This window comes from Devosia sp. J2-20 (assembly GCF_055808475.1).
In genome coordinates this window covers 1,682,592-1,696,877 of record NZ_CM147870.1, presented here as the reverse complement: position 1 = coordinate 1,696,877, position 14,286 = coordinate 1,682,592, and the positions used below count along the sequence as shown (strand labels likewise).

Below are 14,286 nucleotides of genomic sequence, written 5' to 3'. Positions count from 1 at the left end.
CGGGCACTATGTAGGTAACCATGATCTGGGATATTCTGGTTTTTCTGCTGCAGGCCGCTCTTGTCTTCGTGGTCTCGACCGCGCTGTTTGATGCGCTGCACTGGACGTTGCACAAGTGGGAGAATTCTTCAGTTCCCCTGCTGCGCAAATTCTCGTCCTGGCACTGGGTCCATCACAAGTTTCTCGGCCTCGACATGCAGATCAACCCGGCCTATGCGCGGGCCAATATCTGGTATCACATCCTGCCCGAATACCTCACCTCGATGGCCGGTACGCTGATCTTTCTGCCAATAATGCCCTGGCCGCCAATCGCCCTGGTCGCCGCCATCCGTACGGTCATGCTGGTGATGACCCTGCGTGAGGAAGGTCTGGACTACAACCACATGTCAATGGACCGGGTCGGCGCACAACAGGGCCTGCTCTGGGTGGATAATAACTACCACGCCATGCACCACGTCTACCCGCACAATTTCTTCTCGTCCTTCGCCAACGTCTTTGACCTGATCGCCGGCACAACCTGCCAGATCAGGGGGCGCAAATTCCTCGTCACCGGTGCCAGCGGCGCCTTTGGATCGGCGATGATCGAAAAACTCGCGCGGGCTGGCGGGATCGTCGAGACGGCAAAGTCCGGCGTTGATTTCACCGCAGGCGACTACACCGCCATGCGCGCCAAGCTCGAAGCCGCCGATGTGCTGGTGCTGGCCCATGGTGCCAAGACCGATGATTGCTGGAACGCCAACTTCGTCACCTTCCGCGATCTGACCAACCTCTTTACCGACATCGGCAAGACCCGCCTGGCGCCGCCCGAAGTCTGGGCGCTGGGTTCTGAGGTCGAGTTTCATGGCGATATGGGGCTGGATGAACTCAAGGCCTATGCCGCTTCAAAGCGGGCCTTTGCCGCCAAGGCGCTAGATTTCTATCGCTCAGATGCGCTGATCTATCGGCACATAGTGCCATCGTCCTTCACCTCCGCGATGGGCAAAGGCGCCATGAGCGCTGCTACCGCAGCCAGCATTGCCCTGTTCTTCATTCGCCGCGGTTTTCGCTATGTGCCGGTCACCTTCACCGGTCTGGCCGTGTTGAACTATTTCCGCTTCCGTTTCTTTCAAAAGGGCCAGCCGGATATTGCCCAGCCGGCGGAGTGAACCCATGACCTATGATCCATCCAACATCTTCGCCAAGATCATCGCTGGCGAGATCCCGTCCCACAAGGTGTTCGAAGACGATACGGCACTGGTGATGATGGACATATTTCCCCAGTCACGCGGCCATACGCTGATCATCCCCAAGACCGCATCGCGCAATTTGCTGGACGCCGACCCGGCAACCCTGTCAGCGCTCATGCCGCTGGTTCAGCGCATCGCCAACGCCGCCAAGGCCGCATTCAGTGCCGATGGCGTGCGCGTCGCCCAGTTCAACGAAGCGCCGGCCGGGCAAACGGTGTTCCATCTGCATTTCCACGTCATACCGGTGTTTGAAGGCGTGCCATTGGGCGCCCATGGCCGTGGCCAGGCTGACAATGCCGAACTGGCAGAACACGCCAAGGCCATCGCGGCCCATCTATAGCAGGCAGGCAGCGATCACAGCGTGTGATCGACCACCAATCCACCTTTGAGTGTGACGATCCGATCGGCACGTCGCGCCAGATCGTGGTTGTGCGTGGCGATCAGCGCCGCTGCGCCCTCATTCTTGATCAAATCAGCCAGCGCCCCGAAGACGATATCGCTGGTTTCCGGATCAAGATTGCCCGTAGGCTCATCGGCAAGAATAACCTTGGGATGATTGGCCGCGGCGCGGGCAATGGCCACACGTTGCTGCTCGCCGCCGGACAACTCCGCCGGACGGTGACTGGCCCGCGCGGCAATCCCCAGCAGCTCCAGCAATTCCATGGAGCGCTTGTCGGCCTCGGCCGGGGACTTGCCGGCGATCAATTGCGGCATGGAAACATTCTCCAGCGCCGTGAACTCGGGCAGCAGATGATGGAACTGATAGACATAACCCACTGTGGAGCGACGCAGCTGCGTACGACCGCGATCGCCCAGATGGCTGGTCTTGATCCCCATCAGTTCCACTTCGCCGCTCTGAGGGCTCTCCAGCAGTCCTGAGAGGTGCAGCAGGGTCGACTTGCCCGCACCCGACGGCGCGACAAGCGCAACGAGCTCACCGCTCGCCACGCTCAGATTGGCAGCTTCGAGAACCCGCACCGTCTTGTCGCCCTGGCCGTAATGGCGATGGACATCGGTCAGAACCAGATGTGGCTTACTCATAGCGCAATGCCTCTACCGGATCATATTGGGCCGCTCGCCAGGCGGGATATAGCGTCGCCAGGAAACTCAATCCCAGCGCGAGCCCCACGACCACGGCAACTTCCACCGGGTCTGTCTTGGAGGGTAGCGAGGACAGGAAGAACACCTCGGGCGGGAAGATCGCCACGCCCAGCGTGTTGGAAATGAAGGCGCGCAGGGGTTCCGCATTGGCGGCGACTATAAGGCCCAGCACCACGCCAGTCAGCGTGCCGATAACCCCGATGGTGGTCCCGGTGATGGAGAAAATGCGCATGATCGCCCCGCGCGTCGCTCCCATGGTCCGCAGCACGGCAATATCGGAACTCTTGTCTTTTACCAGCATGATGAGGCTGGAAATGATGTTGAACGCCGCCACCAGGATGATCATCGACAGGATCGTGAACATCACCACCCGCTCGACCTGCAGCGCCGAGAAGAAGGTCTCATTGCGTTGCTGCCAGTCTGTCAGCACCAACGGTCGCGTCGACGGGTCAGATTGCAGCCGCTGCCGCATCTCGGTGACATTGTCCGGATCATCGATAAAGATTTCGGCCGCCGAGACCTGATTGATCCGCTCATAGGCGGCATCAATTTCGGCATCACTCGCCAATGGATCCAGCGGGCCCATACCCGGCTTGAGCACTTCTTCAAACTTCTTGAAGTAGGTCTGAGCCGGCTCCAGCGGCATGTACATGAAAAAGCTGTCGAACTCGACCATGCCCAGATCAAAGATCACATTGACCGGATAGCTTCTGATCTGTGGCGTCGAGCCAAACGGCGTCATCGCCCCATCTGGATTGATGATCTGGACCTGATCGCCCAGCGATACGCCCAGCGTCTGCGCCAACCGGTAACCGATCGCGACGCCGTTCGAGGTGTCCCACTCATCCCAACCGCCCTGCTCCGCTGAATCATACAGCAGTTCGAGCTTCTCAAGGTTTTCCGCGTCCATACCCCGCACGGTAACACCCGTCGAACTCCCCCGACCGGACGCCAGTACCTGACCTTCAACGAAATAGACCGCGAAGCTCACACCGTCGATCTGCTCCAGCGCAGCGATGGTCTCCTTGTAGTCGGTGAATTCGCGTTCAATCGGAAATGCGGTGAAATGGCCGTTCAGGCCCAGGATCTTGGTTAGCAATTCGGCTCGGAAGCCATTCATGACCGACATCACCACGATCAACGTCGCCACGCCGATCGCCACACCGACCATGGTCAGGCTGGCGATCACCGAAATGAACGCCTCCTTGCGCCGGGCACGCAGATAGCGCCCGGCCACCATCCATTCAAAGCGCGAAAAGGCGCGCGTGCCCTTGTTCAGTGCAGGCTGCGCCGTGTCGGTCAAATGTCAGTCTTTCTCTGAGGTTCGATCAAGCTCTTGAGGCGGGCGACCGCCTCGCTGATCGGCAGTGTCTCGCGCTCACCGGTCTTGCGATGCTTGATCTCGGCTTCGCCGTTCTTGAGTCCGCGTGGCCCGATGATGATCTGATAGGGAATACCGATCAGGTCAGCCGTGGTGAACTTGGCGCCTGCCCCCTGGTCACGATCATCATAGAGCATGTCCAGGCCAGCCGCGTTCAGATCGGCGTAAAGGGTATCACATGCCGCATTGCAGGCATCATCGCCAGCCTTGAGGTTGATCAACACGGCCTCGAAAGGCGCAACCGACACCGGCCAGACAATGCCATCATCATCGTGGAACGCTTCAATGATTGCTGGCACCAGGCGGGTCGGCCCAATCCCGTACGAGCCCATATGCACGGTAATTTCCTTGCCATCGGGACCGGTCACAGTCGCCTTCATCGGCTCGGAGTACTTCGTGCCGAAGTAGAAAATATGACCAACTTCAATGCCACGCGCCGAAACCCGGTTTTCTTCGGAAACGGTGGCCTCATACTCGCCCATGTCGACCATTTCCTCGGTCGCGGCATAGTGTGAGGTCCAGTCTTCAAAGATAGGCTTCAGATCACCCTGGAAGTCCGTGTCCTGCGGCGGAATAGGCTTGTCGAGCAACCGCTTGTCGCAGAATACCGCACTCTCGCCCGTATCGGCCAGAACGATAAACTCATGGCTGAGATCACCACCAATTGGGCCTGTATCGGCGCGCATGGGGATCGCGGTCAGCCCCATGCGGGCATAGGTTCGCAGATAAGCCACGAACATGCGCTCATACGCCTTGACCGCATCTTCCTTGCTCAGGTCGAACGAATAGGCGTCCTTCATCAAGAATTCGCGGCTGCGCATGGTGCCAAAGCGTGGACGTACCTCATCACGGAACTTCCACTGGATATGGTAGAGGTTCAGCGGCAGGTCCTTGTAGGACTTCACATAGCTGCGGAAGATGTCGGTGATCATCTCCTCGTTGGTCGGGCCGTAGAGGAATTCGCGCTCATGGCGATCCTCGATACGCAGCATTTCCTTGCCATAGGCCTCATAGCGCCCGCTTTCGCGCCACAGATCAGCCGACTGGATAGTTGGCATCAGCAATTGCACTGCGCCGGAGCGATTCTGCTCCTCCTCGATGATCTTCTGCACCTTCATCAGGACCTTGTAGCCCAAAGGCAGCCAGGAATAGAGACCCGAAGCCTGCTGACGGATCATACCGGCTCGAAGCATCAGGCGATGCGAAGCGATTTCAGCGTCCTTGGGGACGTCGCGCAGCACCGGCAAAAAATAGCGAGACAGGCGCATGTGAACTCCCGAAATGTCCGTCGACTCAAGGCTTTTGTTGATGCCCACTCAAATCCTACTCGTCCATCCGATGCAAGCATGGAAGGCATGCAGAATCTACGTGACAGCCACCCAATCCCTTGTTAGGGTCCGTCTCAATAAAGCACAGGTGGTTACAAACCGCCGGACGTCGACAACGTCAAGGGAGGAGCGTTGGCTGCGCGCTTTAACAGCGAGCCTAAGACCAGCGTATTGTCGAACAAACTTATTCAGCGGGGCCCTGGTGCCCCGCTTTTTTGTTGTCCCGAGATATCCAGAAAACTTGGCCTTTAATGTCAGCCAAACTGACCGCGTCGCTCAGCGCTACTGACCCCTAGCGATTCCAGTAGTGATGCAGCGTTTCATTGGACAGGCCCCAGATCAGCAGCAGGGTCAAAACGATCGCCAGGCCCGTGGCCATCAGCACCTTGCGCCACAGGCGCGGCGCGATAGGCGCACCCGGATCACCGCCGGCGACGATCTTCTCGCCTGCTTCATGAAAGCTCTTATTGCCTATGGGGAGCACAGCCACGAAGCTGATCCACCACAGCACAAAGAACACGGCGATCATCGAACCAATCTGCATGAGATGTCCCCGGAAAGTGTTGGCGAGCAAAATGCTGCTCTAGCCCTACTCCATCCGACCCCGCAGGCGAAAGCTGGAATGATGTCGCGGCCATTGGGCACCGGCCGCGACAATTTCGGTCTTAGACGCGGTGCACGAACACCGACACATTGGGCTTGCGGCCCCAATAGGCGTTGACCTCGTTGCGGATCGCCTTGAACAACGCGGAATTGAGCACTTCGGTATCGCTGCGGCGCTTGGGCGGCATCGACTTGAGAACGCCAGCAATGGTGTCCTCGACCAGATCACTCAACGACTCGTCTTCCGTTTCCGGCAGGCCATCGATCACCAGATCGGGACCCGAGACCACCTGCCCGCCGCCATTGACGCACAGGCTGACCACGACATGGCCACCAAACGACAGGCGCCGGCGACCCTTCACACCAGACTCTTCAGGCGTGCACAGTACCAGCCCATCAAGATAAAGTTCGCCGGTACGCACTTCGGCTGGCATCAGCGTGGTGTCGGGGAACAGGCGTACCATGTCGCCATTACGCGCTTCGCACACCTTGGCGATGCCCGACTCGCGACCAAGCTTGGCATGGGCCTGCAGATGCACGGCCTCGCCATGCACCGGCACCAGAACATCGGGCTTCACCCAGCTATAGAGCTGCCGCACTTCATCACGCCGTGGGTGGCCCGTCACATGAACCAGCCCATCATTGGCCGTGATTACCTCAACGCCCTGATCAATCAGCTGATTCTGGATATCGATGACTTCACGCTCATTGCCGGGAATGGCCCAGGACGAGAAAATCATCCGGTCACCAGACGCCAGCGCGATTACGGGGTGATCACCACGCGCAATGCGCGCGATCGCCGCACGGGCCTCGCCCTGACTGCCCGTGCAGATCAGCACGATCTTGTTGCGGGCAATCGAACGGTAGGCATCCTGATCAAGCAACGGCGGCAGGCCCTCGAGCATTCCCAGTTCACGGGCAATGCCCATGATCCGGTGCAGCGAACGACCCGACATCACCACCTGACGGCCAGCCTTTTCGGCTGCGCGCACAATCGAGATCACCCGGCCCACATTGGAGGCGAAGGTTGTTACCGCAACGCGATTGGGCGCTTCGGCAATCATCGCCGCCAGATTGGCTGCAACTTCAGCCTCGCTGGGGCTCTCGCCGTCCTTGAGCGCATTGGTCGAGTCGCAGATCAGCGCGAGTGGTGTGGAAGTGTCCTCGCCAATCTTCTTGAGCCGCTCCACATCGGTAGGCGCATTGCCGACCGGGGTTGGATCCAGCTTCCAGTCACCCGTATGCAGCACGCGGCCAATGGGCGTTGAAATCAGCAGGGCATTCGATTCAGGAATCGAGTGCGCAACATTGATGGCCTCGATCGTGAATGGGCCAAGGTCAAAAGGCTGACCCGGCGTCATGATCTTGAGATCGACATTTTCGACAATGCCGTCACCAGCCCGCTTTGCTGCCAGCATTGCACCCGTGAAGCGGGTGGCAAAAACCGGCTTTTCAAAGCCGGGCCACAAATCGAGCACAGCACCATAGTGATCTTCGTGGCTATGGGTCAGAATCAGACCCAGCACGTCATCAGCGCGTTCCTCGAGAAATTCGGGATTGGCCATGATCAACTCAATGCCGGGCAGATCCGGGCCACCAAAAGTCACGCCGCAATCGACCACGATCCACTTGCGCGACTTTTCCGGCCCAAAGCCGTACGCGCCCATATTCATGCCGATCTCGCCGACGCCGCCAAGCGGCACGAAGACAAGTTCATCCCTTTGGGTTTTAGCCATGGGTCAGTTCAGTCCTTTCGAGCACAACGCCGTCACGATCTTTGGTCGCCGGTCGCCTGTGCGATTAATGGTCAGCTTCGGGCGCTGGCCGTTGCCCCAAAATGCACGTCGCCCGCTGTAATCGCGATCCGACGATCATCCTCGGCGCGGACGATCAAGCGCCCCACGTCGTCGATAGATTCAAATATGCCCCGCAGAACATCGCCATTCTGCGTCACCGCAACGGGAGCCCCGATGCCGGCCGCCGATGCGCGCCACTGCTTGAGAACATCACCGATACCGCGACCGTCATTCCACAGACCAAAGGTTTCTGTCCAGGAATCACTCAGCGCCTCAAAGACTTCATTGGCGTCCCGAGAGACACCCAAATCATTCAGGCTGGTTGCGGGATAGGGCAAGCCTTGCGGCGCGGCAACCACATTGACACCCAGACCAATAGCAATGGCCTGCCGGCCATCTGGCAATTTATTGGCTTCGAGAAGAATACCGGCCAGCTTGGCACCATCCGCCAGCACGTCGTTTGGCCATTTGAGGGCAATACGCGACTGGCCGTCCTGCCCATCCGCGCCGTCTATGCCAATTCGAACCAGCCCCTGCGGCAGGATCGACGACAGGGCCCGATTGAGGGAAACGCCAGCCACAAAACCCAGCGTTGCCGATAATGTGGGGTCGCAATCGGGTACAATCAACAGCGTGGCAGCGAGATTGCCATAGGCGCTCTCCCACTGGCGCCCCCGTCGGCCCCTGCCCGACAACTGCTGACGAGCAGCAAACCAGATGCCGCCAGGATCTCCTGCTGCTGCCGCTTCCAGCGCTTCGGTGTTCGTCGAACCCACGCTGTCAAAGCCGCGCAGCCGATAGCCGGCTGCGCGTGCCTTGGGCCCGAGCGAGAAGTCGTTCACCTAGAACAGGCTTCCAGCCGCAACATGGGCAAAATTGGCCAGCGGGGCACCAATTGTGAAGTAGTAGGTGACCACGAAGAAGCCACTCACCGCCATGATGACATTAAGCTCCATCGGCACAGCTTCGAACTCGCGGGTTGGCTCGTCGAAATACATCACCTTGACGATGCGCAGGTAGTAGAACGCACTGACAGCCGAGGCCAGAACACCAATCACCGCCAGCACGTAGAGCTGGGCGTCAATGGCGGCCAGGAAGGCATGCCATTTGGCAAAAAAACCGGCCAGTGGCGGCATACCGATCAGCGAGAACATCACCACGGCCATCACTGCCGCAACAAACGGACGCTTCTGCGCCACGCCAGCAAAATCACTGATGTTCTCGACATAGCTGCCATCTGAACGCAGCGCCAGGATGCAGGCAAACAGCCCAATCGTCATGGCCACATAGATCGCCATGTAGATCGCCACACCCTCAACACCCACCTGTGTGCCCGACGACAGACCAACCAGCGCGAAACCCACGTGACCAATCGAGGAATAGGCGATCAGGCGCTTAATCGACTTCTGACCGATAGCGGCAAAGGCCGCCAACACCATCGAGGCAATCGAGAGGAAGATGACGATCTGCTGCCAATCCTGCGTAATACCCTGGAAGGTATCCATGGTCAGGCGCACCATAAGCGTCATGGCGGCAACCTTGGGTGCGGTCGCAAAGAACGCTGTTACCGGCGTTGGTGCACCCTCATAGACGTCCGGCGTCCACATGTGGAACGGCACGGCGGAAATCTTGAACGCAACGCCTGCCAACAGGAACACCAGACCAAAGATCAGCCCGATAGAGCGACCTTCTTCAGCAACGGCCAGGACGATTTCCTGCAGATTGGTGTGGCCGGTAAAGCCGTAAACCAAGGAAGCGCCATATAGCAGCATGCCCGAGGACAACGCACCGAGCACAAAGTACTTCAGCCCGGCCTCTGTTGCCTTGCTGTCGTCGCGCTTGATGGCCGCCAGCACATAGAGCGATAGCGATTGTAGCTCCAGGCCGACATAGAGGCTCATCAGGTCGTTGGCCGACACCATCATCATCATGCCCAGCGTGGCGAGCAGGACAAGAACGGCGTATTCAAACTTGTGCGTGCCATTCTCTTCTGCCCGCGGCAGGGCCAGCAAAAGCGAGAACGCCGAGCCGCCAAGCACCAGCACCTTCATGTAGCGCGCAAAGCTGTCAGCGACGAAAACGCCGTTGAACAACACGCCATCCGCCGGCGCAAACATCACCAGCGCACCAACGACGAGCAGAAGCAGCACGGCGCCATAAGAGACCAGGAGCGAACGCTCCTTGTTGATGGTCACGCCCAGCATCAGCAATACCACGGCACCAATGGCCAGCAGCATTTCCGGATAAGCGGGAGCCAGGCTCGCGAAATCGATAACGTCTGAGTTCACGGGACTCTCCTAGTGAGCAGCAGGCTCGGCAGCAGGCGCTTCCGCGCCAGCAACCGGTTCGGCATAAACAAGTGGCGCCTGTGCGTCGGCCAGCGATACGGCAGGATCAAGCCCAACCGATACGGCATAATGCGACACCAGATTATCGACCGCAGCGGCAGTCGTATCCAGAATCGGCGCCGGGTAGAAACCAAACACGATGGTCAGCACGATCAGCGGGTAGAGCATGACCTTTTCGCGCAGATCCAGATCAAGAATACCCTTCAGGCTTTCCTTGGTCAGCGCGCCGAAGATCACCCGGCGATAGAGCCACAGCGCGTAGCAGGCCGAAAAGATCACGCCAAAGGCTGCGCCAAACGCCACCCAGGTATTGACCTGGAACACGCCCATCATGGTGAGGAATTCACCAACGAAACCCGACGTACCCGGCAGACCCACATTGGCCATGGTGAAGACCATGAACGCCAGGGCATAGCGCGGCATGCGTTCAACCAGACCACCATAGGCTTCGATGTCACGGGTATGCATGCGGTCGTAGATCACGCCGACACACAGGAACAGCGCCCCCGACACGATACCGTGCGAGATCATCTGGAACATCGCACCCTGAATACCCAGGGCATTGCCCGCAAAGATACCCATGGTGACAAAACCCATATGCGCCACAGAGGAATAGGCGATCAGCTTCTTCATGTCTGTCTGCACCAGGGCAACCAGCGAGGTCACGATGATGGCAGCAACGGACAGGAAGAAAATGATGTTGGCAAACTGAGCCGAAGCATCGGGGAACATGGGCAGGCTGAAGCGCAGGAAGCCGTAGCCACCCAGCTTAAGCAGAATTGCCGCCAGGATCACCGAACCAGCCGTCGGCGCCTGCACGTGCGCCTCAGGCAACCAGCGATGGAACGGCCACATTGGCATTTTTACGGCCAGCGAAGCGAAGAACGCCCACCACAGCCAAGGCTGCCATGACAACGGGAACTCGTGGGTCAGCAGCTTGGTAATGTCGGTAGTGCCGCCATTCCAGTACATGGCCATGATGGCCAGCAGCATCAGCACCGAGCCGGTAAAGGTGTAGAAGAAGAACTTGTAGCTGGCCTGGATGCGGGCAGTACCCCCCAGATACCGATGATCAGGAACATCGGCAGCAGCGTGCCTTCAAAGAACACATAGAACATCGCCAGATCGAGCGTGGTGAACACACCGACCATCAGCGTCTCCAGGATCAGGAAGACGATCATGTATTCCTTGACGCGCTTCTCGACAGTCCAGCTGGCGAGAATGGCAAATGGCATCAGCAGCGCGGTGAGCACCACGAACAACACCGAAATGCCGTCCACGCCGACGCGATACCCAATCGTATCGCCAATCCAGGCGTAGTTTACAACGAACTGGAAACCGGCATTGGATGGATCAAATGCCTGCCACATTATCAGCGACAGCACCAGCACAAGGGCCGTGACCGCAAAGGTCGTCCAGCGAATGGCCTCAAGAGCCGTCCGAGGCATGAACAGGATCACCGCAGCGCCGACAAGCGGCAACCAGGTAAGGACTGTGAGGATGGTATTGTCGAAGTTCATCAGATCAGTCCCCCGGCCACAATGGCCCAGGTCAGCAGTGCCGCAATGCCGATCAGCATGGCGAATGCATAGTGGTAGAGATAGCCGGACTGAAGCTTGGTGACCCAACCGGTCACGTTCTGCACCCGGCGGCCAAGGCCTTCGGTAATCTTGTCATCGATCAGCCAGTCATCGAAACCCTTCCAGAAGGCGCGTCCGATCCACAAGGCTGGCTTGACGAAGATCGTGTCGTAAAGTTCGTCGAAGTACCACTTGTTGAGCAGGAACTTGTAGAGCCCCGGATTGGTGCCGGCCAGTCGAGCAGGCATTTCCGGACGACGGATATACATCCAGTAGGCGGCGACAAAGCCGAGGATCATGGCAATCGTCGCGCTCCACTTGACCCAGACCGGCACGTGATGGGCGGCCTCGATGATCTCGTGGTCGACAACAACGGCACCGGCAAAGAAGTGTTCGATATGGCCCACATCGTGGAAGAACATCGAATAGAACACCGCACCCGCCAGCACAGCACCGGCGCCCAGCACATAGAGTGGCACCAGCATCACATTGGGTGCTTCATGGGCGTGATCATAGGCCGAACCGTGATCGTCATGCGCTGCATGATCATCATGACCATGAGCAGCTGGACGTGGCGCGCCGTGGAAGGTCAGGTGGATCAGCCGCCACGAATAGAAGCTCGTGAACAGTGCTGCGATCACAAGCATCCAGAAGGCGAACATGCCGGTATTACCGCCCACGACATAAGCCGCTTCGATAATGGAATCCTTGGAGAAGAAGCCGGCAAAACCCAACCACTCGCTACCGGGGATACCAACACCAGTCAGGGCCAGCGTGCCGATCAGCATCATGGCATAGGTCACCGGGATCTTGTGGCGCAGGCCACCCATATTCCGCATGTCCTGCTCGTGATGCATGGCGTGGATGACCGCGCCAGCTCCCAGGAACAACAAGGCCTTGAAGAAGGCATGCGTGAACAGGTGGAATACGCCGGCCGAGTAGGCCCCTGCCCCGAGCGCAACGAACATATAGCCCAGCTGCGAACAGGTAGAATAGGCGATAACGCGTTTGATGTCGTTCTGAACCAGACCAACCGTCGCCGCAAAGAACGCCGTAATGGCACCGATCACCAGCACAAAGGTCATGGCCGCAGGCGATGTTTCAAACAGTGGCGACAGACGCGCCACCATGAACACACCAGCTGTCACCATGGTAGCCGCATGGATCAGCGCCGACACCGGTGTCGGGCCTTCCATGGCGTCCGGCAGCCAGGTGTGCAGCAGGAACTGCGCCGACTTGCCCATGGCACCCATGAACAACAGCAGGCAAACCACGGTCATGGCATCGAGCTGCCAGCCTAGGAACTGCATAACTGGCAGGCCAGTTGTGGCAAAACCTTCAGCCGCGTGGAACGCCCCGTCGAAGTCAATATGACCCAGCACCATGAAGGCGCCGAAAATGCCCAGGGCAAAGCCGAAGTCACCAACGCGGTTGACCACAAAGGCCTTCATTGCCGCCGCAGTGGCGGATGGCTTTGTGTACCAGAAACCAATCAGTAGATAGGACGCCAGACCCACACCTTCCCAGCCGAAGAACATCTGCAGGAAGTTGTCAGCCGTCACCAGCATCAGCATGGCGAAGGTGAACAGCGAGAGATAGGCAAAGAACCGGCTGCGATGTGGGTCGTCGGCCATGTAGCCGATCGAATAGACATGCACCAAGGCCGAGACCGTATTGACCACCACCAGCATGATGGCCGTCAGCGTATCAACGCGCAGCACCCAGCGCAGGTCCATATCGCCGACCTGGATCCAGCGCATCAGCTCGATCTTGAGGACAGCGGTATGACCGTCAACTTCGGCACCCGCGAGACCGCCGCCAAAGGCGACGGGCAGGAATACAACCCAGCTCAGAACAGCTGACAGAATCAGCAGACCGGTGGTGATGTACTCACTGTTCCGGTGGCCGATGGTACGCCCCAACAGACCGGCAATTAGCGCGCCGATAAGGGGCAGGAAAACAATCGCTTGGATCATAGCGGTGGTTCTTAGCCCTTCATCATGTTGACGTCTTCAACCGCGATCGAACCACGGTTGCGATAGAAAATGACCAGAATGGCCAGCCCGATGGCCGCTTCGGCAGCAGCCACAGTCAGGATCAGCAGCGCAAAGATCTGACCCTGAAGGTCATTTAGCTGCGCGCTGAACGCGACGAAATTCAAATTCACTGCCAGCAGGATCAATTCAACCGACATCAGAATGACGATGATGTTCTTGCGGTTGATGAAGATGCCGAACACGCCAAGCGTGAACAGAATGGCGCCAACGGTCAGATAGTGACCAAGCTCGATACCGGTGCCCATATTTGCCCCCTACAGCCCTTGACCACTTTTGACTTTGACGACTTCCAGCGTTTCCGATGGACGGCGGCCGACCTGCTTGATCGGGTCCTGCCTTTTGACGTTGCTCTTGTGACGCAGGGTCAGCACGATCGCGCCGATCATCGCCACCAGCAGCACGGCGGCCGCACCTTGGAACAGGAAGACGTAACGCGTGTACAGCACCTGGCCGATAGCCCGGATATTGTCCACGCCGCCATCCATTGGCAGTACAGCCGAACTGGTCACCTCCGGCGACACCACGAAGCTGCCCGCCAGCAGCAGCAGTTCGAGGAGCAGGATCACGCCGACCACCACCCCGACAGGCGCGTATTGCAGGAAGCCCTGCCGCAACGAGGCGAAGTCCACGTCGAGCATCATCACCACGAACAGGAACAGCACCGCCACAGCGCCGACATAAACCACGATCAGGATCAGTGCCAGGAACTCGGCCCCGGCGAGCATGAACAGGCCCGACGCGTTGAAGAACGTCAAAATCAGGAACAGCACGGCATGCACCGGGTTCTTGGCCGAAATGACCATGAACGCCGACGCCACAGCGATGGCTGCGAACAGATAGAAGAAGAATAGTGGAAGCGTCATCGT

Annotated in this window: 12 protein-coding genes and 1 pseudogene; 2 read left to right on the top strand and 11 right to left on the bottom strand. The window is 58.6% G+C overall.

The features are described from left to right. Positions 1-20: 20 nt before the first annotated feature. Positions 21-1,145 carry a hypothetical protein gene (locus tag AC0L37_RS08300; RefSeq protein ID WP_282221459.1) on the top strand — a complete coding sequence of 375 codons (1,125 nt, stop codon included), beginning with the start codon at positions 21-23 and terminating at the stop codon, positions 1,143-1,145. Between the two features lie 4 nt (positions 1,146-1,149). After that, positions 1,150-1,566 carry an HIT family protein gene (locus AC0L37_RS08295; protein ID WP_282221460.1) on the top strand — a complete coding sequence of 139 codons (417 nt, stop codon included), beginning with the start codon at positions 1,150-1,152 and terminating at the stop codon, positions 1,564-1,566. 14 nt (positions 1,567-1,580) lie between these two features. On the opposite strand, the gene AC0L37_RS08290 is transcribed toward AC0L37_RS08295, so the two are convergent. The 11 genes and pseudogenes from AC0L37_RS08290 to AC0L37_RS08240 all read right to left on the bottom strand — a co-directional run bounded on the left by AC0L37_RS08290 (position 1,581) and on the right by AC0L37_RS08240 (position 14,283). Continuing rightward, positions 1,581-2,267 (bottom strand): ABC transporter ATP-binding protein, encoded by a 687-nt coding sequence (locus tag AC0L37_RS08290; RefSeq protein WP_212657912.1) that lies wholly within the window; start codon positions 2,265-2,267, stop codon positions 1,581-1,583. Continuing rightward, positions 2,260-3,630: an ABC transporter permease gene (locus tag AC0L37_RS08285; RefSeq protein ID WP_435905464.1), complete on the bottom strand. Its 1,371-nt coding sequence runs from the start codon at positions 3,628-3,630 to the stop codon at positions 2,260-2,262. The genes AC0L37_RS08290 and AC0L37_RS08285 overlap by 8 nt, the downstream gene beginning before the upstream one ends. Beyond that, positions 3,627-4,976 carry a proline--tRNA ligase gene (gene proS, locus AC0L37_RS08280; protein ID WP_282221461.1) on the bottom strand — a complete coding sequence of 450 codons (1,350 nt, stop codon included), beginning with the start codon at positions 4,974-4,976 and terminating at the stop codon, positions 3,627-3,629. The genes AC0L37_RS08285 and proS overlap by 4 nt, the downstream gene beginning before the upstream one ends. Positions 4,977-5,328: 352 nt before the next feature. Continuing rightward, positions 5,329-5,580 carry a DUF1467 family protein gene (locus tag AC0L37_RS08275; RefSeq protein WP_269368508.1) on the bottom strand — a complete coding sequence of 84 codons (252 nt, stop codon included), beginning with the start codon at positions 5,578-5,580 and terminating at the stop codon, positions 5,329-5,331. Positions 5,581-5,701: 121 nt separating this feature from the next. Then, positions 5,702-7,375: a ribonuclease J gene (locus AC0L37_RS08270; RefSeq protein WP_212657909.1), complete on the bottom strand. Its 1,674-nt coding sequence runs from the start codon at positions 7,373-7,375 to the stop codon at positions 5,702-5,704. Positions 7,376-7,446: 71 nt separating this feature from the next. Continuing rightward, positions 7,447-8,277 carry a biotin--[acetyl-CoA-carboxylase] ligase gene (locus AC0L37_RS08265; RefSeq protein WP_282221462.1) on the bottom strand — a complete coding sequence of 277 codons (831 nt, stop codon included), beginning with the start codon at positions 8,275-8,277 and terminating at the stop codon, positions 7,447-7,449. Next, positions 8,278-9,672, bottom strand: coding sequence for an NADH-quinone oxidoreductase subunit NuoN (nuoN, locus tag AC0L37_RS08260; RefSeq protein ID WP_473315378.1), 1,395 nt, complete (start codon positions 9,670-9,672; stop codon positions 8,278-8,280). Positions 9,673-9,732: 60 nt separating this feature from the next. Beyond that, positions 9,733-11,303: pseudogene (locus AC0L37_RS08255) on the bottom strand (NADH-quinone oxidoreductase subunit M). Beyond that, positions 11,303-13,339, bottom strand: a complete 2,037-nt coding sequence (gene nuoL / locus AC0L37_RS08250) for an NADH-quinone oxidoreductase subunit L (RefSeq protein ID WP_282221464.1) — start codon at positions 13,337-13,339, stop codon at positions 11,303-11,305. The pseudogene AC0L37_RS08255 and the gene nuoL overlap by 1 nt, the downstream one beginning before the upstream one ends. Before the next feature lie 11 nt (positions 13,340-13,350). Then, on the bottom strand, positions 13,351-13,653 hold the full coding sequence (gene nuoK / locus AC0L37_RS08245) for an NADH-quinone oxidoreductase subunit NuoK (protein ID WP_269368821.1): 303 nt from the start codon (positions 13,651-13,653) through the stop codon (positions 13,351-13,353). Positions 13,654-13,674: 21 nt separating this feature from the next. Further along, on the bottom strand, positions 13,675-14,283 hold the full coding sequence (locus AC0L37_RS08240; RefSeq protein WP_212657903.1) for an NADH-quinone oxidoreductase subunit J: 609 nt from the start codon (positions 14,281-14,283) through the stop codon (positions 13,675-13,677). Between the last annotated feature and the right edge of the window lie 3 nt (positions 14,284-14,286).